The organism is Amycolatopsis sp. NPDC098790 (assembly GCF_044759945.1).
Lineage (GTDB): Bacteria > Actinomycetota > Actinomycetes > Mycobacteriales > Pseudonocardiaceae > Amycolatopsis.
The window spans coordinates 2,709,207-2,730,782 of sequence record NZ_JBIWAI010000001.1 but is presented as its reverse complement, the minus strand read 5'-3'; the positions used below and the strand labels follow the sequence as shown (position 1 = coordinate 2,730,782).

Annotated in this window: 24 protein-coding genes; 17 read left to right on the top strand and 7 right to left on the bottom strand. The window is 69.0% G+C overall.

Annotated elements, in window-relative coordinates; translation table 11 throughout:
- Positions 1–756 precede the first annotated feature (756 nt).
- From ACIQWX_RS13570 to ACIQWX_RS13550, 5 genes are all read left to right on the top strand, one after another.
- The gene (locus ACIQWX_RS13570; protein WP_400869095.1) at positions 757–2,241 is read left to right on the top strand and encodes an OmpA family protein; all 1,485 of its coding nucleotides are present in this window, start codon (positions 757–759) and stop codon (positions 2,239–2,241) included.
- A 397-nt stretch (positions 2,242–2,638) separates the two neighbouring features.
- Positions 2,639–3,946 carry a hypothetical protein gene (locus ACIQWX_RS13565; protein ID WP_400869093.1) on the top strand — a complete coding sequence of 436 codons (1,308 nt, stop codon included), beginning with the start codon at positions 2,639–2,641 and terminating at the stop codon, positions 3,944–3,946.
- Positions 3,947–4,731: 785 nt separating this feature from the next.
- The gene (locus ACIQWX_RS13560) at positions 4,732–4,881 is read left to right on the top strand and encodes a hypothetical protein (RefSeq protein WP_400869091.1); all 150 of its coding nucleotides are present in this window, start codon (positions 4,732–4,734) and stop codon (positions 4,879–4,881) included.
- A 187-nt stretch (positions 4,882–5,068) separates the two neighbouring features.
- Positions 5,069–6,271, top strand: coding sequence for a hypothetical protein (locus tag ACIQWX_RS13555; protein ID WP_400869089.1), 1,203 nt, complete (start codon positions 5,069–5,071; stop codon positions 6,269–6,271).
- On the top strand, positions 6,238–6,411 hold the full coding sequence (locus ACIQWX_RS13550; RefSeq protein WP_400869087.1) for a hypothetical protein: 174 nt from the start codon (positions 6,238–6,240) through the stop codon (positions 6,409–6,411). Before ACIQWX_RS13555 ends, ACIQWX_RS13550 begins: the two co-directional genes overlap by 34 nt.
- A 444-nt stretch (positions 6,412–6,855) precedes the next feature.
- Here the strand turns inward: ACIQWX_RS13550 and ACIQWX_RS13545 are convergent, their stop codons facing one another.
- Positions 6,856–7,074, bottom strand: coding sequence for a hypothetical protein (locus tag ACIQWX_RS13545; protein WP_400869085.1), 219 nt, complete (start codon positions 7,072–7,074; stop codon positions 6,856–6,858).
- A 167-nt stretch (positions 7,075–7,241) separates the two neighbouring features.
- On the opposite strand from ACIQWX_RS13545, the gene ACIQWX_RS13540 reads away from it, so the two are divergent.
- Together ACIQWX_RS13540 and ACIQWX_RS13535 are read left to right on the top strand one after the other, a co-directional pair.
- Positions 7,242–8,060, top strand: a complete 819-nt coding sequence (locus tag ACIQWX_RS13540) for a hypothetical protein (protein WP_400869083.1) — start codon at positions 7,242–7,244, stop codon at positions 8,058–8,060.
- Between the two features lie 555 nt (positions 8,061–8,615).
- Positions 8,616–8,990 carry a hypothetical protein gene (locus tag ACIQWX_RS13535; protein WP_400869082.1) on the top strand — a complete coding sequence of 125 codons (375 nt, stop codon included), beginning with the start codon at positions 8,616–8,618 and terminating at the stop codon, positions 8,988–8,990.
- 686 nt (positions 8,991–9,676) lie between these two features.
- Here ACIQWX_RS13535 and ACIQWX_RS13530 read toward each other — a convergent pair.
- On the bottom strand, positions 9,677–10,504 hold the full coding sequence (locus tag ACIQWX_RS13530) for a hypothetical protein (RefSeq protein ID WP_400869080.1): 828 nt from the start codon (positions 10,502–10,504) through the stop codon (positions 9,677–9,679).
- A 324-nt stretch (positions 10,505–10,828) separates the two neighbouring features.
- Complete coding sequence (locus tag ACIQWX_RS13525) at positions 10,829–11,092, bottom strand: hypothetical protein (protein ID WP_400869078.1); 264 nt, start codon at positions 11,090–11,092, stop codon at positions 10,829–10,831.
- A 294-nt stretch (positions 11,093–11,386) separates the two neighbouring features.
- Here ACIQWX_RS13525 and ACIQWX_RS13520 point away from each other — a divergent pair, with 294 nt between their 5' ends.
- From ACIQWX_RS13520 to ACIQWX_RS13500, 5 genes are read left to right on the top strand one after another with little or no spacing between them, the layout of a single operon-like run.
- Positions 11,387–12,046 carry a DUF2589 domain-containing protein gene (locus ACIQWX_RS13520; protein ID WP_400869076.1) on the top strand — a complete coding sequence of 220 codons (660 nt, stop codon included), beginning with the start codon at positions 11,387–11,389 and terminating at the stop codon, positions 12,044–12,046.
- Positions 12,043–12,498: a DUF2589 domain-containing protein gene (locus ACIQWX_RS13515; protein ID WP_400869074.1), complete on the top strand. Its 456-nt coding sequence runs from the start codon at positions 12,043–12,045 to the stop codon at positions 12,496–12,498. Before ACIQWX_RS13520 ends, ACIQWX_RS13515 begins: the two co-directional genes overlap by 4 nt.
- 13 nt (positions 12,499–12,511) lie before the next feature.
- Positions 12,512–13,036, top strand: a complete 525-nt coding sequence (locus tag ACIQWX_RS13510; RefSeq protein WP_400869072.1) for a DUF2589 domain-containing protein — start codon at positions 12,512–12,514, stop codon at positions 13,034–13,036.
- Positions 13,037–13,039: 3 nt separating this feature from the next.
- Positions 13,040–13,483 carry a hypothetical protein gene (locus ACIQWX_RS13505; RefSeq protein ID WP_400869070.1) on the top strand — a complete coding sequence of 148 codons (444 nt, stop codon included), beginning with the start codon at positions 13,040–13,042 and terminating at the stop codon, positions 13,481–13,483.
- 5 nt (positions 13,484–13,488) lie between these two features.
- The gene (locus ACIQWX_RS13500; RefSeq protein ID WP_400869068.1) at positions 13,489–14,130 is read left to right on the top strand and encodes a YopT-type cysteine protease domain-containing protein; all 642 of its coding nucleotides are present in this window, start codon (positions 13,489–13,491) and stop codon (positions 14,128–14,130) included.
- On the opposite strand, the gene ACIQWX_RS13495 is transcribed toward ACIQWX_RS13500, so the two are convergent.
- On the bottom strand, positions 14,103–15,041 hold the full coding sequence (locus tag ACIQWX_RS13495; RefSeq protein WP_400869066.1) for an AraC family transcriptional regulator: 939 nt from the start codon (positions 15,039–15,041) through the stop codon (positions 14,103–14,105). The genes ACIQWX_RS13500 and ACIQWX_RS13495 overlap by 28 nt on opposite strands.
- Positions 15,042–15,127: 86 nt before the next feature.
- On the opposite strand from ACIQWX_RS13495, the gene ACIQWX_RS13490 reads away from it, so the two are divergent.
- Complete coding sequence (locus tag ACIQWX_RS13490) at positions 15,128–16,042, top strand: MBL fold metallo-hydrolase (RefSeq protein ID WP_400869064.1); 915 nt, start codon at positions 15,128–15,130, stop codon at positions 16,040–16,042.
- A gap of 62 nt (positions 16,043–16,104) precedes the next feature.
- Entirely contained in the window at positions 16,105–16,380 is a 276-nt protein-coding gene (locus tag ACIQWX_RS13485; protein WP_400869062.1) for a YggT family protein, read from the top strand.
- On the opposite strand, the gene ACIQWX_RS13480 is transcribed toward ACIQWX_RS13485, so the two are convergent.
- Positions 16,377–17,039 (bottom strand): TetR/AcrR family transcriptional regulator, encoded by a 663-nt coding sequence (locus ACIQWX_RS13480; protein ID WP_400869060.1) that lies wholly within the window; start codon positions 17,037–17,039, stop codon positions 16,377–16,379. The genes ACIQWX_RS13485 and ACIQWX_RS13480 overlap by 4 nt on opposite strands.
- A gap of 106 nt (positions 17,040–17,145) precedes the next feature.
- On the opposite strand from ACIQWX_RS13480, the gene ACIQWX_RS13475 reads away from it, so the two are divergent.
- The 3 genes from ACIQWX_RS13475 to ACIQWX_RS13465 all read left to right on the top strand — a co-directional run bounded on the left by ACIQWX_RS13475 (position 17,146) and on the right by ACIQWX_RS13465 (position 19,759).
- Positions 17,146–18,330 carry an FAD-dependent monooxygenase gene (locus ACIQWX_RS13475; protein ID WP_400869058.1) on the top strand — a complete coding sequence of 395 codons (1,185 nt, stop codon included), beginning with the start codon at positions 17,146–17,148 and terminating at the stop codon, positions 18,328–18,330.
- A 69-nt stretch (positions 18,331–18,399) separates the two neighbouring features.
- Positions 18,400–19,386 carry an MCE family protein gene (locus ACIQWX_RS13470; RefSeq protein ID WP_400869056.1) on the top strand — a complete coding sequence of 329 codons (987 nt, stop codon included), beginning with the start codon at positions 18,400–18,402 and terminating at the stop codon, positions 19,384–19,386.
- A 22-nt stretch (positions 19,387–19,408) separates the two neighbouring features.
- The gene (locus ACIQWX_RS13465; RefSeq protein ID WP_400869054.1) at positions 19,409–19,759 is read left to right on the top strand and encodes a YciI family protein; all 351 of its coding nucleotides are present in this window, start codon (positions 19,409–19,411) and stop codon (positions 19,757–19,759) included.
- Between the two features lie 115 nt (positions 19,760–19,874).
- Here ACIQWX_RS13465 and ACIQWX_RS13460 read toward each other — a convergent pair whose 3' ends face one another.
- Together ACIQWX_RS13460 and ACIQWX_RS13455 are read right to left on the bottom strand one after the other, a co-directional pair.
- Positions 19,875–20,588 carry a class I SAM-dependent methyltransferase gene (locus ACIQWX_RS13460; protein ID WP_400869596.1) on the bottom strand — a complete coding sequence of 238 codons (714 nt, stop codon included), beginning with the start codon at positions 20,586–20,588 and terminating at the stop codon, positions 19,875–19,877.
- Between the two features lie 25 nt (positions 20,589–20,613).
- Positions 20,614–21,531 (bottom strand): proteasome assembly chaperone family protein, encoded by a 918-nt coding sequence (locus ACIQWX_RS13455; protein ID WP_400869053.1) that lies wholly within the window; start codon positions 21,529–21,531, stop codon positions 20,614–20,616.
- Between the last annotated feature and the right edge of the window lie 45 nt (positions 21,532–21,576).

Sequence of the window (21,576 nt, the reverse complement as noted above, 5' to 3'; positions counted from 1 at the left end):
AGAACGTCCGGCCCCTCGTCACATCGCTAAAGGCAGCTCATCTCTTACATGCACGACGCCTCCAACGCGCCGCAGTGCGCACCACCACCTCACCTTGCCGGGCAGGCGTACGCCACCGCCCGGCGATCCCGTACGGGAAGGAACACCCATGACCGACACCACCACCGACGCACCCGCCGACGGCGGGACACCGACACCACGGAGACCGACAGCACAAAACAGCGCTGGCGGAACCTGATCGCCCAGTCGCCCGGGTACGAGGACATCGGCTGGGCGGACAAGGGCGACGGGGCGACCTGGAGCCAGTCGGGCGACACCTCGGCTGGTGCCCAGCTCCGAGACGAGCCACGGCCCTGACGCCCGGAACTGATCATGTACTGGCACCGACACGCCCTTCCGCCAGGTCAGCCACCGGGCCCGTCTGCACTATCCCGCGCAGCATGAGCCGCCGTCGCGCAGGCGGCGGAGGTTCTCTCGTTCACCCGCGTCCGCTATCGCCGCCCGCTCCGACCGCCTATCCGCCCCCGAAGGAGCCCTCCACCTCCCCACGTGCAGCCCTAACGAGCCGAGCCATGCTCGACGTCGGTGCTGTGCTCTGCACCGGCTTGAGGGCCTGTTCAGCGCCGAAATGGCTGGACTGGTCCGCCGAAGCATGTAGCAGTTGCCACGCCGTGAACGACTAGTCGGTGTCAGCACGGAGTAGTTCGGGGGGTTGTCGCAGTGCGTAGACGTCGCGCCTGGCGGCTGGCGGCCGGCTTGGCCATCGCCGGGGTATGCGTGGGAGCGGCATTTCGCTTCGGGCTACTGACGTGGCTGGCAGAGGACAAGCATCCCGCTCGGCCGGTGCTGGAGGCCTTGAGCTGGATCGCCGGAATCGGCGCTTTGGTGGTCGCGCTGCGACAGGACCGGAACCTGACGACATCATCCTCGTTTCCCCGGCATGCTGACGCGGCGTCCGCGCCTGCAGACGACCGACGGCACGAACGGCGAAACGATCGGTCGTCTCGATGGCGAGGAGTTCCCGCGGCGGTCAAATCCCGCAAGCAACTTCTGATTTCGATGGCAGGGATGATCGCAACGCTCGGAGTCGCTGCGTCGATCGCCTCATCCTGCCAGACGCAGCAAGATATAGCTTCTGCGCCTCTGAAAGTTGCAGGTATCTCTTGTGAAATCGAGAGCGGTCCTGTTGTACTTGCAATTTCCGGACGTCAAGGAAGCCCGGGTTTCTCTATGAGTTCCACTACCGCTCAGGTTGTGCAGGCGGCGATCTTTCGCCGCAACTTTTCCGAGCCGGTCACTTACGTCAACGTCGATGGCTTACCAAGTGTTGTCGGGCGGAGAGCGACAACACCGCTGGAGCCCGCCGCTGATCGATTCAAAGTTCCGATTGAGGAGATTGCTGGCGAGGCTGCGAAGGTTCGTGCCCGCGTTCCCGAGGTCGATGTCCTCAGCGCACTAGATGCGTCGGCGAGAGCGGCGAAACCAGTGCGGTCAGGCACGATCATCATGTTCGACTCGGGCTTATCCACGGCAGGTGGAGTGAACTTCGACGATGAGACATCGATCGATGTAGCTGCCGATGACATGATCGAACACCTGAACACATCCGGGTACTTACCTGACCTGAGTGGTATGACAGTGATTTTTGTAGGCCTGGGTGAAGTGAATGCACCACAGCGATCCCTGCGTCCGGCGCAACGACGACATCTAGCCGTGTTGTGGAAGCAGATCGCGCACGCAGCGGGAGCGAAATGCGCCGACACTCTCGATGAGATCGGCCATCCCACGGCCCCCGGCGATGTGCCACCTGTCCGGCAGGTAGCCGTGCCGCCGCCGCCGACCGAGTCGGCGTCGAGCGGCAACACGTCGGTGATCTTGTCGGCTAGCGGGGAGTTGCAATTCCGTAGCGACAGTGCAGACTTCGAAGACGAGGAGGCCGCTAAGAAGAGTCTCACTCCGGTGCTGCGCTTGATCGCCGCCCACCCTGAACGAAAAGTGAATATCACTGGCACTACTGCACGAATAGGATCCCGCGACATCCAGCTTGCGTTATCAAAAGCGCGCGCAGAAGCGGTAGCTCGCCTCCTGGGTGAATCGGGCGTATCTGAAGATCGGATCATTACGTCCGGCGTGGGCAGCGAGTTCCGTGAGTACATACCCGACCACGGTCCAGATGGACGTCTGCTTCCTGGACCCGCCCAGCAGAACAGGACGGTGCGGATCGACCTCGTCGCCCCGTGACGGGTGCACGTAGGCTGCCGACTGCGGAAGCCGGCGCTGCGCGCATCTCGCCGATGCCCACAACAGATACTTGGCAAATTCAAGGGTATCGACGGCCAGTTGTCTAGCGACTGCACGCGGTGGTGACACCTCAAGCGGTGCCGCCACCGCCCGCTCATGCCGCCGCACAGCTGGCTGCCGACATTTCTGTCTGGCGTCGGTCGTCGCCCGGTTGGTCGCGTCACGTGAACTTCGTCCTGCTGCGTGATGCTCTGGCGCGGAGCTCCTGCTGCATACGCTGGTTGGTGCCGTGTGTACCGGATATGTACCGGACCGGGGACGCACCCGCGTGTAACGCGTGGCGATACCGTCGCGACCATCTCGGTATCGTTAGTTGACGGCAGGAGTCGGGAGCCACATGGATCTCTGGTCGGAGTTGGGCTACTCAGCCAACCCGTATAGCGTCGCACCGTTGCCGCCGTCTGCCGAAGGTGCTGAGCTCCTCGTTGGCAGGGAGAAGGAGCTGAAGCAACTTCGAGTCCAGCTCAGCTCCACTGACACTCATCCGACCATCGAGGGCGAGAACGGAGTCGGAAAAACCAGCTTGATGTTTGTTGCCGCCTACCGTGCGGCTAGCGACTTCAACTCTGGGGCGTCAAGTCAACTGCTGCTCCCCGTCAATCAGCCCCTCCAGATTGGCACCGACGCGGATAGATTTGAAAAAGAAGCGATACTCGCCATTTTGTCCGCTTACTTAACGCATGAAAAGGTCCTCGAGGACGCGGGCCTCTTTGTTCCGCAGACTCAAGATCTGGAAACTTGGCTTCGACGTCCGGTCATTCATGGGGGCGGCGGCGGCGCGTCGATTGCAGGCTTTGGCGTAAATGTTAACCAGAGTCAAACGTTGAATACAACTAGTGGTTTCAGTGATGTTGGCCTGAAGGCAACCGCAAGAGAATGGTTGGCGAGCACATTCCCCAGCCGCGATAAAGGCGCTTTCGTTGCGGTGATCGATAACATCGAGCTTCTGCAGACCTCGAAGCAGGCGCGAGATGTTCTTGAGGCGGTTCGTGACGGCGTACTTGACCTTCCGGGGGTCAGGTGGGTTCTCTGCGGGGCGAAGGGCATTATCAGGAGCGCTGTATCGTCACCGCGGCTTGCTGGGCGAATCAGTCAGCCAATCGAACTGAGGCCAGTTCCAGACGAGTTGATTCCAGAACTTATGCGACGTCGGCTGCATCACTTCGCGAATCGGCCCGACCCGAACCCGCCCGTGGATCCGGACGGGTTTGGCCACCTCTATCGAGTGTCGAACAACAACTTGCGCAACGCGCTGAAGTATGCGCAGGACTTCTCGGTTTGGCTGATGGGTGAAGATCAGCTTGCAGCGAGTGACGCGGATAAAAGGGCACTCTTGGAAGTCTGGATGGCGGAGGTTGCCGACCAACACACACTGGCTGCAAGCCTTCAGAATGGCCAATGGAAGCTGCTCGATGAGATCGCTCAAGATGGCGGTTCAATTGCACCTGGTGACCACGAGAAGTTTGGTTACGGCAGTCCGCAGGCGATGCGTTTTCACCTTCAGCGCCTTGAAGAGGCCAATATGGTCGACACGACTATTGATGAGACTGACTCGCGTCGTAAGACGATCTCGATCACTTCCCTTGGATGGCTTGTCCGCTACCGCCGATCCGAGTTCCAGAAGATGGGGAAAAGTGATTCTTAACCCTTCGGCGGGGTAGTCTCTCGGCATCTCGTCGACCTCGCGCAGCCCAATCACGTCGGATCGAGCCGGACGACGTGGTCGCATTCCAGTCGATCACGGGTTGCGTTCCGAACGCTTCCTTCAGTTGCGCCAGGTCCATGGCGGGTCGACGGAGCCGACCCAGAACGCACGTCCTATTCTCATACCCAACGCACCGCGCGGTGAAGCACGACCGAGACCGGTAGCTCTCCACCCGACCCTGCTCACTCCGTGCCGCCACGCCGGGCCAGCTCACTTGCCCCAGACCAATCACAGTGACCTCGGGCCAGTCCGCTGACCGCCGACAGTTGTACCCAACACAACGTTGTATCGGCGAGCCAGAGGAGCGCCATCCGAATGACCCTGACGGTGGGTAGCCGCAGTCTGACCGCCGCATCAACACGTCCGCTATCCCGTCGACCTCCGTCGGGCACGAGCTCGGCTGACTCCGGCAACGCTGTGAACTGCAACTTTCAGACGTGGAGCTCGTTGTGTCTGATGTTTCTCTGCGTCGTGCCGGCTTGCAAGGAAGGCAACCCGCGACAGCATCCGAACAAGCGTTCGACAACTTTGCCAGCGCGTTCCTCGGACAGAGGGCCGAGCCGGGTTCGTGTGATCTGGAGGTGAGCGGCGATGACAGTGCCGCGCGGGCGCAGCCCTCGAGACCGCTCGACCCCGCCTGCACCAGTTCAGCAGCGTGGCCGCCGGTCGACCCGAGCGGCTGAGGCGGCAGCACGGTCCGGGCGACGGTCGGCGGGGATTGCGGGATGAGCGCGGACGCGCCGCGGCTGCTGGTGCTGTGGTGCCCGGACTGGCCTGTCGTCGCCGCTGGGGGCCGCCGCCGGGACTCCGGCGTCGGCCGCGGGATGCGCCGCCGGGACGCCCAGTCCCGCCGCGCGGAGCTGGTGGTGCATTAGCACGATCCGGAGCGGGATGCGCGGTTGCTCGAGCCGATCGCCGCCGTGGTCGAGCCCCAGGCTGTCGGTGTTGAAGTGGTACGGCCTGGGATCGTCGCGGTCCCAGTCACCGGCGCGGCCGGCTACTTCAGCGGCGAGGAAGCCCTCGCCGAGTTGCTGCTCAACGAGGTGTCCGCGGGCGCGGGGGGTGGAGTGCCAAGTCGGCATCGCCGACGGGTCGTTCGCCGCGACGCTCGCCGCCCGCCGCTCCGTCCTCGTCCCGCCGGGTCGCTCGCCAGCGTTCCTCGCGCCGCTGCCGATCACGGAGCTGGACCAGCCCGGCGACGACCGCGGCGACCTGGTCGGGCTGCTGCATCGCCTCGGGCTGCGCACCCTCGGCGCGTTCGCCGCAATCACCGAACGCGAGGTCGCTGGCCGCTTCCCCCAGGACGCGATCACCGCCCACCGACTCGCCCGGGGCCTCGCGCAGCGGCCGCCGGTGCGCCGCGCGCTCCCGCCCGACCTGGCGATCACCGAGACCTTCGAGCATCCGCTGGAGCGGGTCGACGAGGCCGCGTTCGTCGCCAAGACCCTCGGCGAGCGGTTCTTCGCCGGACTCGCCCGCCACGGCCTCGCCTGCACCCGGCTGGCGATCACCGCCCTCACCGAGGCCAGGGAGCAGCGGGCACGGGTGTGGCGGTGCGCCGAGCCGCTGACCGCCCGCGCCACCGCAGACCGGGTCCAGTGGCAGTGCGAGGGCTGGCTCACCGTCCGCGACGGCGACCGCCCCAGCACCGGGATCGTGCGACTCACGCTCGACCCCGAGGAGGTCGTCGGCGGGAACGCGCTGCAGCTGCAGCTCGGGTCGATGGGCCAGGACGCCGACGCCGCCGAACGCGCCGGCAGGGCGCTGGCCCGGATCCAGGGCCTGCTCGGGCCGGACGCGGTGTGCACGTCGCTGCTGGATGGCGGTCGTGGGCCGGCCGAGCGAGTCCGACTCGTCCCGTGGGGCGAACCGCGGCGTCCGATGCTCGAAGACCGGCCATGGCCGGGACGCCTGCCCACCCCGTCCCCAGCGCTTTGCCGTCCTGCCCGGCATCGGCGACTGTCCTCGACGACGCGGGCGACGTCGTGGGCTTCAGCGAGCGCGGCGAACTCGGCCCGCCGCCAGCCACGGTCGCGATCGGCGACGGGCAACCGCGCCGCGGGACCGCGCGGCGTTCGAAGCAACCGAACGAGCGGCGGCTACGGTGGGCTGAGACTACATGTGGTCGGTGCTCCGGACGAGACGCGAATGGCGGACGTGCGCTGGCTTGCCGGGTACCGCCCGTCCCCAGTTCGCGATCGAGGCGGTCCGGGAACGATCGAGGGCTGGCGATGCGCACTGTGTTCTCACTGCCCGGGCCGCTGAGGGAGGGCGTGGAGCGGATGGGCGACCCGATCGCGGTGCTGCCGGTGGCGTTCCGTCTGCTGTGGGCTGGAGAGTCGTGCTGCGAGCTGGACATGCCGATGTCAATGGAGATGCCCGTGCACGCCGGGGTCCGGCAGTGACCGCCGCGCCCGGTCCCGGAGCAGCCCGTTGCCCGCGGCCGCGAGGTGCTGCACGTAGGTGACACGGTGACGGCGTTCGGCAAACAGCACACGGTAGGCGCGATGAGGGCACGATGGTGCGACTGGAGAGCGTGCTGGGGTCGACGCGGGTGGTGACGCTGCCCAGAGCGCACTTGAGCCGATGCTGCCGAAGCTGGCGCTGCCAGACACCTTGCCGACCGCGCGGTGGCCGAGGGCGGCCTACCGGTGTGAGCTGCACGTTCCGGAAGTGCAGGCCGGGCTGGTCCCCGCCGCCGGCGGCACCCTCCCCCGCCACGCCCGATCGCAGGACTGGCTCGCGGCTGCGGTGGCGGAAGCAGGCGGGGGCTGAGCTCCGCCGGCAGCGGACCGACGTCGTTTCCGCTCATCACGCTCGCGTTGACGACGTCGGCCACGCGGACTAGATCACCGACTTGCCCGCGGCGGGCTGGGCATCCCCGGGAACGGAGCGATGCCATCGGGGCCACCCCGCCGGGAAGCGTGCCATCCCCGTGTGACGATCAGCAGGTGCTCGAGCCCGCCCTCCCGGTAGATCTTGAAGAGGAAGACCAAGCGCATCCCGTAGCCCCCCAGCGCGATGAAGGCCGGGATGGCGGCGAGAATGATCATCGTGGGCAATTCCATGGGAGAGGTCCTTCCGGTGCGGCGTCACGGGTGATGTCCGTGTGCCACCAGCATCAGGGGCCACCAGGGCCCGATGAGCCGAATCGGTGCGGGGTGGGTCGGCGCCGGTCCACAATGGGTCGAACTGGGCCGAAGCGGTCCGAGATGGGACGACCGGGGAGGATGCCGTGCCGAGGCTGGCGAAACCGTCGCTACCTGATGGCCCGCTCAAGGAGCTGAACGACGCACTGCACGAGCTCCACGCCCGAGCGCACAGGCCCAGCTGCACAACGATCGCCAAGGCATTGAAGGAGGCCGACCCCGACCGGCCGCTCAGCAAGTCGACCGTGCAACGGGTCTTCAGCAACCCGACCGTTCCCGTGACCGAGAACCTGATGCGCGTCGTCGAGTACCTGGCGGGCAAGGCACGCAACGTCGAAGTCGAGGCGACGTTGGACCGTTTCGATGCGCTGGTGCAGGCTGCCGCCGAGGCGGAAAGGAGCCCAGCGGCCGAAACCACGCTGGCTGCGGAGGAGGAGCGCGGCGAGCAGACTCCGCCTTCGGCGGAGTTGATCACAGGGCCGCATTCGGAACTCGCGACAATGCTCGTGGAGGCATACGCCCGCGAGTACGGTGCCGAAGGGCTAGAAGACTGGATCGCTCCCGACGATCCGGAGGTTGCGGTCGCACTGTCCGAACTGGTCGTCGACGCGATGGCCGACGCCGCCGACGTCGACGGGCTGGAGGCGAAAACCCGAGAGAACGACGCGTACGCGGGCCAGCGCCTGGCCGAGCTCTACGCAGAGCGGGGAGACCTGGAAAGCTTGCAAGAACTGGCCGCGGACGACGAATCGGTCGCCCAGCCTCATGCCAGCTATCAGCTGCGCTACTGGGTCTGGAGCGACCATCCGCACTGGAGCGAGGAGCCAGTTGAACCGCTCGATGAGCGGATCCGGCGACGACAGGAGCGCTCGCATCGGTCTGAAGCTGGCACCTCAACAATGTGAACCACACAGATGATGCACGCGCCGCATCGGTGGTCGGGTGTTAGGCGACCGGAGCAAGTACGACGCGGCGCGCGATGGTCGATCACGAATCGGGAGTACCCGTCTCGTCGTCGCTGGGCGCAGGAGAATGTGCAGCGACGCTCCGGGACGCGAGGAAGCCATCTCGGACGGCACCCCTTGGTGAACTCCGCCTCGTCGAACCGCGCGACCCCGCCTAACTTCGCCCTGGCGAACCCGGCCTCCCCGCCGAACTCCGCCCGGTTGAACCATGCGCCCCGCCGGGTCGGTTACCCCGCTGTCTCCTGTCGTCGCATCCGCCGGGACGACTGCGGTGGCACTTGCGGGTCAGCGGATCGTGCTCAATGAGGCGATTTACCTTCGGTCAGCAGCTGGCGACCTCGGTCCAGGCGGGGCGAGCGCGGAGGCGTGCGCCGGGATCAGCGACTGGCGTAGCTGTCCGTCGGTCGGCTTGAAATAGGTCGTGTCATCGGGCAGCGCGACCACCGTCCACCGCCGATCGACGGCCGCTCAGCGGCCTCGTACACCAGCAGGACTGTGCGCGGCTTCGGCGGGCTGCCGTTCGAGGACTTGCTGGGCCGGCGCGGCGATCTGTTCGTCGCTCAGCTGCCAATCAGTCGTCCGCCTGAAGGGGCAGCCGGCGAGCGGGCAGCCGATGCGATCGCTTCGCTCGCCAAGTGTGGTCCGATGCCGTGGCAGTTCACCACGGCACTCGACTGGGTTGAACAGGTGGTTGACGGACAGTACGACATCTTCGTCAATCGAAGCTGGTTCTTGACCGATTGGCTCGGCCTCCTGCGCGAAGCCGGACTTGGCGTTCCCGAAGGAACTACCCGATGGCGCCGCCTGGTAGACGGCCTCGCCGCTGCCGGCGACCGCCAGGCCGCCGAACTCCAACGCTTGGAGGAGTGACCGCCATGTCCGACGGCGCGACACGCCCGAAGGGGAACATCTATTTCCGTGACTTCAGTCGTGACGCGAAACCCTGTCGATAAGGGTGGCCAGGGGTGACGCCCAAGACAATTCTGAGGCCGAAGTCGCAGGTAGAGGTCATAGTCACCGCTGCCGACCACCCTCCGGAGGCAGGTGTCGCAGGTTCGAATCCTGCCGAGGGCACTTCTTTTTACTCCGGCCAACCAGCCCCTACCAGCGAGAACGCGGTAGGGGCTGATTCGCGTCTTACCCGGCCAACCCCGGCGGACCACAGCCGAATCCAGCGGCCAATGTACGGCCACGCTCACCGGCGCGTGCCCAGCACTGTCTCGACCTGCCGCCGGGCGGCCTGCTCCCCACGGCCAAGAAAGCTGGCGTAGACCTCCAGCAGACGGCGATCGGCCGGCCGGCCCACAGGGCGACCGTCGCGGCCGGAACTCCGGCGGCAAGCCACGTACTCACGGCGGCGTGCCGGAGGTCGTACGACCGGCCGGCGAGCGGACCCGTGCCATCGAGGAATCGATGAACCCGATCTACGCCGCCGACCGCGGCGTGATTTCCACGCTGGGCCAAGCACTCGACGTCGCCGAGCGGTTCCCGGGCGTCGGCGTGGTCGTCGAGCCGAGCGGGCCGGCACCAGCCGGCCCGCTCTTCCTGACCGTCGATCAGTCGCCGCAAATACCTTGCACCGCGGTCGGTCCCCAGTTGGCGTTGGTGGGCGTCGCCTCGACGGCCGCCGACTCCAGCTGGCTGCCCGGGAAGACCACCTGCAGACCGATGCCGGGCAACGGAATGTTGATCGCGGCACCGATGCCGAGCGTCTTGCTGCCGTTCCCGTTGCCACAGCGGGAAAACGCGACCTGCACCGGGTCGGAGTTCGGGGTCGTCGGCGACGAAAGCCCGAAACTGGTCCCGTAGTTGCCGGGGAACGGGGCGCAGACCGCGAACACGTCGAGCTCCCAGATGCCGCCGAACCCGTCGGCGTCCTCCAGCGCCTTGGCCTGAGCCACGCGGAAGGTCTCGGCGAACTCGTACACCAGCGTCGCTTGCCCGTCGGCGCCCAGGATCTGCGCACCGAGACCGAGCACCGCTTCGTTGTCGGACCCGCAGTCGGCCCGCGCGATCTGCGTCGAGTTCGACGAGATCGACCGGCCCACGACCAGGTGCATCCCCGCGATCGGCGGCGCGCAGATCGCGAACGCCTGCACCGACCAGTTGGCGGTCGTCCCCGGCGAAAGCTCGAACGCGCCCGCCTCGTAGCTGTCCCGTCCACCGGTCGTCGAGGGTGCCGGTCGCATTTCCGACAACACCACCCGCTCCGACTCCGGCGTCCGCGCCTGAACCTGCGCCCAGCCTCCACCGCCGAGCACCTTCGTGCCCGCCGGGCACATCGCCGGCGGCGCGAACTTCGGTGACAGCGAGTTGCTCACCGACAAGGGCCCCACGATCATCTGCACGGTGCCCACGGCGGCCGCCGGTGCCGCGGCCGCCACACACGTTCCCGCTGCTATCACCAAACTCATCACCACACGCAGGCCCCGCGAGCCGAACCTGCTCTTGCGCACAACTTCCACTCCGGTACTCCCAACCGGCCGACGCCGATGTCGCTCGACCGGAACACCGGCCGAATTGACCCGGGGGCGCCCACCGCCCTGCCCCCAGCCGTTCCCTCCCGGAACTGGAAGCCACCGTGCCACGCCCCGTCGACAATCCGTCGACAGCGACCGCACCGGACTCACGGCAACGTCCCGCCGGCGGCCGAAGTGGCGTTGTGTTATCACCTCTCACTCGATCGAGGCCCGCCGGGCCCGAATGGGTCAGTGGCGGCCACGGCGGGAAGCGCTTCGCGCCAATGCGTCCACTCTCTCGCGGACCTCGACGTCCGCTCGGTACACCGCCAGCAACGCCCGGATGCGCGTGTTCACGTCGGCTCCGTCGTCCACCCGGCCCTGGCGCAGCACCCGTGCGTCGTCGGGGTGCAGATAAACGCTCACGCGGTGCGCCGTCACCGTTTCGACCGTGAGGATCCGCAGGTCCTCCGGATCTTCCGCAGGGTCGTCGACGCGTTCTCGGCTGGCCATTTCGTCCTCTTTTACTCGGCACGGTTGATCACTCCTTTCGAGTCTGAGCACGCGCACCGGGAATGACCAGACGGCCATTGGAGTGACAAGATCAGCACGATCGAGGCAGGCCAGCGCCCGTCCACAAGGTACTCGACGCAACGCCGGAAAGCGCTTTGATGCGTTCACGTCAAATCGTCAAACACAATGGTGTAATTGGTCCGATGCGGCGAACAACCGGCCTCATACATTTCTTTTCCCGGTTTCACATCTACAGTTCCCTCTCGGAAGATACCGCTTTCGAACGGAGGAACCATGGCCCTCGAAAAGATGTCCGACCAGTTCCAGGGACTCCCGATGGAATCGCTCATCGGCGGCCCGCTCACCGCGGCCTGCAACGCCCAGGTGATGCTCGCCAACTCCACCGCGACCTACATCAACACCGTCGGCTTCGACCGGCCCGCCGACGGGCCCGTCACCGACCAGGCCGGCTTCGCCCGCCTGCGCACGGTGAAGTTCGCTTTCCAGCGCCCCCGCGAAGTCCCGCCCACCGGCGACGCCGGCGGTGACGGGACCGCGGTGACCGAAGACGTCAGCCTCTCGGTGCCGCTGCTGTCCATGGTCCCGGTGCCGAACCTGCAGGTGGACACCGTCGACGTCGCCTTCGACATGGAGGTGAAGTCCGCCGAGCAGTCGAAGGACAGCAAGGACGTCGAAGCGTCGCTCGACGCCAAGGGCGAAGGCCGGATCGGGCCGTTCAGCCTGTCGGTGTCGGTGCACGGCAAGGTCGCGACCCACCAGGAGAACACCCGCAGCTCCGACAACTCCGCCAAGTACCACGTGGCCGTCAAGGCGACCAACCACGCGATGCCCGAGGGCCTCGCCCGGGTCTTCGACATCATGGCGACGTCGATCGCCCCGGTGACGACCGTCCTGCCGGACAAGCCCGCCGACAAGGCGGTCGCGGCGAAATGACGTCCGAGACCGTCGCGACCATCCTGCGCTCGCTGCACCACGCCGTGCTCGACGCGCAGCGGCTGGCCGAAGAAGAGCACGTGCGGCAGCTGCGCCGGCACACGCTCGACGAAGCCGGCGCCGCCCGCGCACCGCAGCTGCTGCCGGTCACGATCCCGGGCACCCTGCCCGAAGCCGAGGACCAGGAGATCCAGGTGCCGGTGCTGGCGCTCGCCCCGCCGCACCCGCTGCGGATCCACGACCTGACCGTCAGCTTCCGGGCCCGGCTGCTCGGCCTCGGCACGGCTCCGGACGCGCCGGGCGACCCGGCCGCCGCCGCCCCGCTGCTGGCGTCGCTGGGCTCCGGCGTCGACGGCGACCTCGCCCAGTTCAAGGTCACCTTCGAGACCGGCGAGCGGCCCGAGGCGTTCGCCCGGCTGCTCGACCGGCTGACCACGAACAACGTCCCGTGAAAGGAGAACTGCCGTGACCACACCGGATCCGCCGGCGGACACCCTGTCCCTCGACCAGATGATCGCCGCGCCCGTCGTTTCGGCGGCCCGGGCGGCCGAAGCCCTCGCGGACGCGTCGGCGGACTTCGTGCGCCGGGTCGGCGTCGACGAACAGGGCGCGGTCCGGACCGTCGACTTCGCGTTCAGCCGTCCCGCCGAGCAGCCCGGCCCGGCGGAAGAGCCGGCGGTCGTCGGCCAGGACGTCCACGTCTCGCTGCCGCTGCTGGCCCTGGTTTCGGTGCCCAGCCTGCGGATCGACACCTTCGAGACGCACTTCAGCCTCGAGATCCGCTCGCTGACGCCGTCGGGTGGCGACGCACCGCAGGTGCTCGTGAAACCCGCGGCACAGCGGGAAAACACACGGGACACCGACAAGACGGCGAAGTACACGGTCGACCTGCGCGCGTCGGCGGCGCCGCCGTCGGAGGCCCTCGCGCGCGTGCTCGACCTGATGGCGCAGTCGGTCACCGCGGTCCCGCGGCCGCCGGCGAAGGACTGACCGGTGGACACCGCCGCCGACCGGGTGCGGACGCTGTTCCACGACCTGAACGGCGAGTTCGGCGCGGTCCCGATGCGGGCGCTCGAAGCCGCGTTCTGGGTCGCCGCGCCGGGCGGTGCCCGGGCCGTGCGGATCACCGTCGACCGCGGTGCCGTGCGGGTGTCGGCGGCACCGGTGCCCACGCCCGCGTGCGTCACCGTCCGGCGGCGCGCCGGCCGGCTCGTGGCGCGCTGGGCTCCCGTGCCGGACGCGACGGCCTACGTCGTCCGGCTGGTGCGCGGCGGGGTCACGCTCCGCACGAGCACCGTCCGCGGCACGACGGCGGTGCTGCCGTTCTGCCCCCTGCGCCGCGGCCGCCGGTACGCGGTCGTGGTCGCGGCCCGCGACCGGGTCCGCGGCCCGGGGACGGCCGTCCCCGTGAAACCCCGTTCCACGAAAGAAAGGTGAAGATCATGGATTACGCAAAGATCAGCTCGAAGGTGCGCGGCTCCGGCGTGCAGGAATTCGACCAGTCGGTCGAGGCCGCCCGCGAACGCGTGCGGATCGGCAACGGCGTGTGCCGGGCCCTGGTGGTGCAGTGGCTGGTGGCGAAAGAACGCGGTGAGGACTATTGGACCGACCGCGGAAAGGTGACCGAGCCACTGCTGGCGGCCGCGACGAGACTGTCCAAGGCGGTCGACCTGCAGGCCGAGTACCGGCGCGTCGCGGAGTCGCGGTTCGTGGTCGACACGGCCACCGAGGAAGCGCTCTCGGCGGCCGGCCTCGGGTTCGTCATCCGGGACACGACGGCGTCGGCGCAGTGGGGCTTCGCGACGGAGAAGCCGAACGACGAGCCCGAGAAGATCGTCCACGCGGCGTTCGACGTCCGCTCTCGGGCGTTCATCCTGTCGCTGAAGGGCGCTTCGGGCGGTCATTCGCTCGGCGTCTACCGGCACTCCGGCGGTGAGGTCCGGCTGTTCGACCCGAACATCGGCGAGTTCGCGGCGAAGTCGGAAACCGAGCTGCGCACGCTGCTGCTCGCGATCGCCGCGGCGTACCGGGAGCACCGGATGGACCTCCACGCGAGCTACATCCTGTGGAGCTTCGCCGGCTGATCCGGAGCCGGGCCGCGCCGCGAGCCGGGGTGCTCGCGGCGCGGTTCCAGCCGGTAGCCGCCCGGCGCGACGCCGAACTCGCGCTTGAACGCGTGCGAGAACGCGAACGGCGAGCCGTACCCGACCTTCGCGGCGATCGACGGCAGCGGCAGCTCCGTGTCCCGCAACAAGCGCGCCGCGGTCGTCAAGCGCCACCACGTCAAGTACGCCATCGGTGGGTAGCCCGTCAGTGTCGTGAAACGGCGATTCAGCGTGGCCCGGGACAAGCCCACCCGGCTCGCCAGGTCTTCGCTCCGCCACTGCGCCTCCGGGTTCGCGTGCAGCGCCTCGAGCGCCGCCGCGATCGCGGGGTCGCGCAACGCCTCCGGCCAGCCCGGCCCCGGGTTCTCCGCCAGCCACGCCCGCAGCAGGTAGACCAGCAGCAGGTCGAGCAACCCCGCCAGCACCGTCGCCGAGCCCGGGCGGTTCGCGGCCAGTTCGCCGCCCAGCAGGTCGATCGCCGCCCGGAGCTCCGGGTGGCTGCCGATCCGGGCCGGGATGTGGAGCACCTCCGGCAGCGTCGCCAGCACCGGGTGGCGGCGGGCCCGGGACAGGCGGTACTTGCCGCACAAGAACTCCGTGCGTCCGGCCGGATCGGCGACCGCCGCTTCGAAGGGCAGCGCGCCGGTCCCGTCCGGGCGGGACGACAGGGTGTGCTCGCCGCCGTGCGGCACCAGGACCGCGTCGCCCGCGCTCAGCGGTACCGGCGAGCCGCCGGGGCCGATCAGCCAGCCGCTTCCGCGCAGCAGCACGTGGAAGCCCGCGCCCTCGTACGGCGCGAAGCGGTAGCACCACTCGTCGCCGGCGCGCAGCCGGTTCGACGTCGGACGGCCGATGCGCACCGCCGCGATCGCGTCGCTCAACAGGTCCACCGAACGACCATACCGTGAGCCGATCGCGTATCAGAATGATCTTTCGAAACATTGGAAAGCTCACTTGAGCGCGTCACCGTGGAGGTATGCACATCGGTGATGTCGAAGTCGTGAAGGTGGTCGAGTGGCAGGGCGAGATCGCGCCCGCCCGGACGATCGTGCCCAGCCCGGCCGAGCTCTGGCGGGACAACGCCGGCTGGCTCGCCCCCGACCACTGGAACGCGGAGACCGGCGGCTACCGCGGCGCGGTCCAGACGTGGGTGCTGCGCAGCGAAGGCCGGATCGTCCTCGTCGACACCGGCGTCGGCAACGACCGGCAGCGCCCGCAGATCCCGCTCTTCGACCACCTGTCGACGCCGTTCCTCGACCGGCTCGCCGACGCCGGCGTCCGGCCGGAAGACGTCGACGTCGTCGTCAACACCCACATCCACTACGACCACGTCGGCTGGAACACGGTGCCGCGCAACGGCGATTGGGTGCCCACGTTCCCCAACGCGATGTACCTGATCCCTCGCGCCGACCAGACGTACTTCGACCCGCGCAACGCCCATCGGCGGCCCACCCCGCGCACCGAACACGACCAGCTCCGCCGCGAAGGCAGCCTGCTCGTCTACGCCGACAGCATCGCCCCCGTGCTCGGCAAAGCCGTGCTGTGGGAGGGAAGTCACCGCATCGACCGCAACCTGACGCTCGAACCGGCGCCGGGCCACACGCCCGGCTCATCCGTCGTCCGCCTGGACTCCGGCGGCGACCGGGCGGTGTTCGTCGGCGACCTGCTGCACAGTCCGGTGCAGATCCTCGAGCCGCGGCACAGCAGCTGTTTCTGCGAAGACGAGGAGCAAGCCGCGGTGACCCGGCGCAGTGTCCTCGCGCGGGCCGCGGACAACCGCGAACTCGTCGTTCCCGCCCACTTCGCCGGTCCCGGCGCCGCCGAAGTCCGCCGCGACGGAAGCCGGTTCGCCATCCGCCGCTGGGCGGACGATCCTGTTGAAACGCTGTGAATCGGACAGATCTGGCACTCCCCGCCCCGCCCGCGCGTTCTCAAGGGGACGGAGGAGGAACCATGGGTGCACTCGGGACGCTGCTCGGCTTCGTGCTGACCGTCTACCTGCTCGTGCTGGTCGCGCGGATGGTGCTCGACTGGGTCGGGATGGTCGCCGACAGCCCGCCGTGGACGCGGCGCGCGCGGAGTCTCGCCTACGCGGCCACCGAGCCGGTCATCGGGCCCGTCCGGCGGGTCGTGCGGCCCGTCCGGATCGGCGGGATTTCGCTGGACCTCGCGTTCACGCTCGTCTTCATCGGCGTCATCGTGCTGCGGGGGATCGTCTTCGCTCTCTAAAGACTGCCGCGGAAGCCCGCCGAAAGGCGGTCGATGCCGCGCTCCAGCTCGGTGCGGACGCCGCGCAGGTCGACGCCGTCCGGGTCGATCAGCGCCTGCATCGAGATGCCGCGCAGCTGGGCCAGCAGGGCCGAGGCGTACGCGTCGGCGTCGCGGACGCCGGTGATCGAACCGTCCGCGACGCCGCTGGCCAGCGTCTGCGCGATCGCGAACCGGAACCGGCGGTCGGCCTCGGTCAGCGCGCCGCGCAACGCCGAGTACTCCGCCGCGCCGTCGCCCCAAAGCGCCAGGAACGCCTGGTTGAGCGTCGGCATCGTGCGGATCAGCTCGAAGATGATGTCCAGCAGCGCGCGCAGCAGGTCCATCGGCGTGGCGGTGGCCGCGCCCGTCCGCGCCGCGACGGCCTCGCTGTAGGCGTTCGTGAACTCCTCGACGGCGTACTCGACCAGCCGCTTGCCGAGGCCGTCCTTGTCGCCGAAGTGCTGGAAGATGACGGACCGCGCGTAGCCGGACCGGGCGCAGACGGCCCCGAGCTTCAGCCTGCCGAAACCCTCGTCGGCGACGACGTGCGCGGCGGCGTTCAGGATGCGCGTCTCGACGGCGGCGTCTTCACCGTCCTGCGGGATCCGGTCTTCGGCGGAGCGGTCCACGCGCGTCATGCTAGCCACTCGAACCGGACACCACCGGCCGAACGGTCAGCGGATCGTGCGCGGACCGTCAGCGCGCCCGCGCAGTCTCGGGTCACCACGACCGAGAGGAAACCCGATGAAGACCGTGCTCGTGTCCGGGGCCAGCATCGCCGGCCCGTCCGCGGCCTACTGGCTGCACCGCTACGGCTACCGCGTGACCGTCGTCGAGACCGCGCCTGCGCTGCGGCCCGGCGGCCAGGCCGTCGACTTCCGCGGCGAGCAGGTGAAGCTGCTGCGCGCCATGGGCGTCCTCGACGACGTCCGGCGGTTCGAGACCGCGATGGGCGACCAGACGCTGCTCGGCCCCGACGCCCGTCCCCTGCTCACCGTGCCCGGCGCCGCCTGGAGCGGGGAGGTCGAGATCCTGCGCGGCGACCTCGCGCGCGTCCTCTACGACCACACGAAGGACTACACCGAATACGTCTTCGGCGACCGCGTCACCGGCCTCACCGAGACCGCGGACGGCGTCGACGTCACCTTCCGCCGGGGCGCGCCGCGCAGGTTCGACCTCGTCGTCGGCGCCGACGGTGTGCACTCCGGGGTGCGGGCCGCCGCGTTCGGGCCCGAAGCGGACTTCCGGCGCGACCTCGGGTTCGGCATCGCCGGCTTCACCGCGCCCAACCACCTCGGCCTCGACCACACCAGCGTGATGTACAACGAGCCGGGCCGCGGCCTGACCGTGGGCAGCCACCGGCTGCCGGACAAGCTGCACGTCGCCCTGGTCTTCGCGGCCGACGGGGTCGAGTTCCGCCGCCGCACCCCCGACGAGCAGCGCGCCCTCGTCACGCAGCTCTTCTCGAACACCGGTTGGGAGACGCCGAAGCTGCTGCAAGCACTCCCGGACACCGACGACCTGTACGTCGACTCGATCAGCCAGATCCACCTCGATCACTGGTCGAGGGGCCGGGTCGTGCTGCTCGGCGACGCCGCCTGGTGCGCCGGCCCCGGCGGGTCAGGCACCGGGCTCGCCATGATGGGCGCGCAGGTGCTGGCGGGCGAGCTCGCGGCGGCCGGCGGCGACCACGTGACGGCGTTCGCGAAGTACGAGGAGCGCCTCCGCAAGCCGGCGACGGTCGGGCAGAAGAACGGCAAGGGCTCCGGCAACTTCCTCGCGCCGCGCACCGCCGCGAAGATCCGCAGCCGCAACCGCGCCTACCGGATGCTGAGCACGCGGCTGTTCGGCAAGGTGTTCACCTGGATGACCGACCGCGCGGCCAACGCACTGGAATATCGTGAGTACCCCGCGCTGACTTCCGCGTGACCCGGCGATCTTCGTCTCTTCGGGGGACTCCGCTGGCGGCCCGGGGTGGCGTGCGTCACTATTTACGCCATGTCAATACGCCGGGCCGCCGACGTCCCGGTCAGGACGGCGCTCGCCGGCTTGACCGTGCTGGCCCTGGGCGTGCTGACGGCACTCAACGCGCGTTCCCTACCAGTGATAGGGGACGGCACCGCCTACGCCGCGGAGTTCAGCGAAGCCGCCGGGCTGTTCCAAGGCAACGACGTCCGCATCGCCGGCGTCGAGGTCGGCCGCGTCTCGGACGTCGAACTGCGCGGCGACCGCGTACTGGTCTCGTTCCGGGTGAAGGGCGCGTGGCTCGGCGACGCGACGGGCGCGGCGATCCGGCTGAAGACCGTCCTCGGCCAGAAGTACCTCGCGCTGGACCCGCAGGGCGAGGGGACGCTCGACCCCGCCACGCCGATCCCGCGCTCGCGCACGACTGTGCCTTACGACGTACTAACGGCGTTCGGCGAGCTTTCGTCCACTGTGGACCGCATCGACACCGTCCAGCTGGCGAAGAGCTTCGATACGCTGTCCGCGACGCTGGCGAACACCCCGCAGAGCGTCCGCGCCGCGCTCACCGGGCTGTCCCGGCTGTCGGACACGCTCGCCACGCGCGACCACCAGCTCGCCACGCTGCTGGGCAACACGCGAACGGTCTCGCAAACGCTCGTCGACCGCGACGCCGCCGTGCAGCAGCTCCTCAACGACGGCAACCAGCTGCTGGCCGAGGTCAGCGACCGCGAACAGGCGATCAGTTCCCTGCTCGACGGTTCGCGGCGGCTCGCCACCGAGCTGTCCGGGCTCATCGAGGACAACGACACCCAACTGGACCCGTTACTCACCCAGCTCGACCAGCTGACGTCGATGCTGCAGCGCAACCAGGACGCGCTCGCCGCCGGCATCCGCGGGTTCGCGCCGCTGGTCCGGCTCGGCACCAACATCTCCGGCAGCGGCCGGTTCATCGACGGCTACCTGTGCGGGCTGATCCTGCCGTCGATCGGGCCGCTCAACGAGGAGGGCTGCCACGGCTGAGCCCGCGTGGCATGCTGGCGCCGTGCGCTACCTGCTCCTGCTCTGCGGTGACGAGTCCGCGGCCGCGTCGGCCGGCCCGGAGATGGCTCGGCGCTGCCACGAATGGGCCGCCGAGGCCGAACGCCGGGGCGTCCGGCAGGCCGGCACGGGCCTGCGCCCGCCCGCCGAAGCGAAGACGATCCGGGTGCGCGACGGCGAAGTGCTGCTGACCGACGGCCCGTTCGCCGAGACGAAGGAGCAGATCGGCGGCTACAACGTCCTCGAGTGCGCGGACCGCGCGACGGCCGTCGAGGTGGCGTCCCGGCACCCGTGGGCCGAGGTCGGCACGCTGGAGCTGCGCGAAATCCCCGACGGGCCGCCTGCGGCTTCGTGATCTTCACCGCGCGCGGAGGCGATCGTCCGCAGTGTGTTGCCGGACGCGACGCCGAACTCCAGCGCCATTCCACCTTGCGGCGTGATCTCTTCGCGGAGCTCGGCGGCCATCCGGCTCAGCGCACGATCAACCGGAACCCCGCGTCCCACTCCGTCAGGTTCACCAGGTCCGCGTGCTCTTCGTGCCAGCGCCCGGACTCGATGTCCGTTCGCAGCCGGGCGATTCCCCGCTCGACGGCCCCCGGCGCAGTCTGCGCGAGCGCCGAACACGCGCGCCGCACCGCCGGGTCGAGGTACGCCTCCGGCCGCCGCCAGTGCGCCGGGAACACGCCGTCCGTGAAGTCCCAGGGCACCGGCAGCTCGCGCACCGAAGCCGCGCCGAGGTACTCCGCGATCTCGGGGGCCGACGGACGCGACAGCTCCAGCGCGGCGACCTCCGGCACGTACTCCCGCACGAGCCAGAAGTCGTTGTGCAGTGCGGTGTCGTAGGCCAGGACGACCTGACGGCGCGAGACGCGGCGCAGCTCGTCGAGCCCGCGGCGCCAGTCACCCCAGTGGTGCACGGTCAGCACCGCCAGCCCGGCCTCGAACACCGATCGGGAGAACGGCAGTGCCTCCGCGACCGCGCGCACGACCGGCGCGACGCCGGGCGGACGCTGCCGGATCATCTCCGCCGACGGCTCGACCGCGACGACCCGCCGGCCGGGCGGCTCGTAGGAGCCCGTCCCGGACCCGACGTCGAGCACCGAAGCGGCGTCACCCAGCGCATCGAGCACCGGCGTGAGCCAGCGCGGGTCGGTCCGCCTCCCTAGTGCGTAGCCGACGCCGATCCGGTCGTAGCGCGCCCTCTCCCTATCAGCGATCGGGACCGTCGCCGCCGTTCTGCTCGGCGAGGAACCGCTCGAACTGCGAGCCCAGCTCCTCCGCGGTCGGCATGTGCTCGACCGACTCCGCCAGGAGCGAACCGCGCTCCGAAGCCTCGATGAACGTGTCGTACTGCCGCTCCAGCGCGCGGACGACGTCGGCGATCTCGTCGGACTCCGCGACCTGGCGGTTGATCTCGGCGTCGGCGAGTTCGGCCGCCGCGCGCAGCTCGCCCTCGGCCAGGCTCAGGCCGGTCGAGCGGCTCAGCGCGTCGAGCACGATCAGCGACGCGGCCGGGTACGTCGACTGCGCGAGGTAGTGCGGCACGTGCGCGGCGAACCCGATGGCGTCGTGCCCCCAATCGCCGAGCCGGAACTCCAGCAGCGCGGCCAGGCTGCCCGGCACCTGCAGCCGGTTCGGCAGCGGCTGGTGGTCGCCGACCAGGTCCTTGCGGGTGGCGTGCGCGGTGACGCCGAGCGGGCGGGTGTGCGGCGCGCCCATCGGGATGCCGTGGAAGCCGGCGGTGAGCCGGACGCCCCAGCGTTCGACCAGGTTGCGCACCGCGAGGCAGAACCGCTCCCAGTCGTGGTCGGGCTCCGGGCCCGACAGCATCAGGAACGGCGTCCCGTCCCCGTCGTGCAGCAGGTGGACGACCAGTTCCGGCGCGTCGTAGTCCTCCCAGTGGTCCACGGCGTAGGTCATCGTCGGCCGGCGCGAGCGGTAGTCGATGAGCCGGTCGACGTCGAAGCGCGCGACCACCCGGTGCTCACCGCCGAGCAGGTGCTCGGCTAGGAGGCGCCCCGCCGAACCGGCGTCCATGAACCCTTCGAAGTGGTGCAGCAGCACCGCCCCGGTCAGGTCGGGGACGTCCGAGTCCACCTCGTACAGGTCGTCGGGATCGAGTCCCACCGGAGCCTCCTGCTCGCCTACACATCAATCCTTCAAGCACAACAC

Excerpts from the sequence above, each read along its gene's own strand:
- ACIQWX_RS13565 (WP_400869093.1), top strand. The coding sequence starts at position 2,639 with ATGGATCTCTGGTCGGAGTTGGGCTACTCAGCCAACCCGTATAGCGTC.
- ACIQWX_RS13560 (WP_400869091.1), top strand. The coding sequence starts at position 4,732 with ATGAGCGCGGACGCGCCGCGGCTGCTGGTGCTGTGGTGCCCGGACTGG.
- ACIQWX_RS13550 (WP_400869087.1), top strand. The coding sequence starts at position 6,238 with ATGCGCACTGTGTTCTCACTGCCCGGGCCGCTGAGGGAGGGCGTGGAG.
- ACIQWX_RS13545 (WP_400869085.1), bottom strand. The coding sequence starts at position 7,074 with ATGGAATTGCCCACGATGATCATTCTCGCCGCCATCCCGGCCTTCATC.
- ACIQWX_RS13525 (WP_400869078.1), bottom strand. The coding sequence starts at position 11,092 with ATGGCCAGCCGAGAACGCGTCGACGACCCTGCGGAAGATCCGGAGGAC.
- ACIQWX_RS13520 (WP_400869076.1), top strand. The coding sequence starts at position 11,387 with ATGGCCCTCGAAAAGATGTCCGACCAGTTCCAGGGACTCCCGATGGAA.
- ACIQWX_RS13515 (WP_400869074.1), top strand. The coding sequence starts at position 12,043 with ATGACGTCCGAGACCGTCGCGACCATCCTGCGCTCGCTGCACCACGCC.
- ACIQWX_RS13500 (WP_400869068.1), top strand. The coding sequence starts at position 13,489 with ATGGATTACGCAAAGATCAGCTCGAAGGTGCGCGGCTCCGGCGTGCAG.
- ACIQWX_RS13490 (WP_400869064.1), top strand. The coding sequence starts at position 15,128 with ATGCACATCGGTGATGTCGAAGTCGTGAAGGTGGTCGAGTGGCAGGGC.
- ACIQWX_RS13485 (WP_400869062.1), top strand. The coding sequence starts at position 16,105 with ATGGGTGCACTCGGGACGCTGCTCGGCTTCGTGCTGACCGTCTACCTG.
- ACIQWX_RS13480 (WP_400869060.1), bottom strand. The coding sequence starts at position 17,039 with ATGACGCGCGTGGACCGCTCCGCCGAAGACCGGATCCCGCAGGACGGT.
- ACIQWX_RS13475 (WP_400869058.1), top strand. The coding sequence starts at position 17,146 with ATGAAGACCGTGCTCGTGTCCGGGGCCAGCATCGCCGGCCCGTCCGCG.
- ACIQWX_RS13470 (WP_400869056.1), top strand. The coding sequence starts at position 18,400 with ATGTCAATACGCCGGGCCGCCGACGTCCCGGTCAGGACGGCGCTCGCC.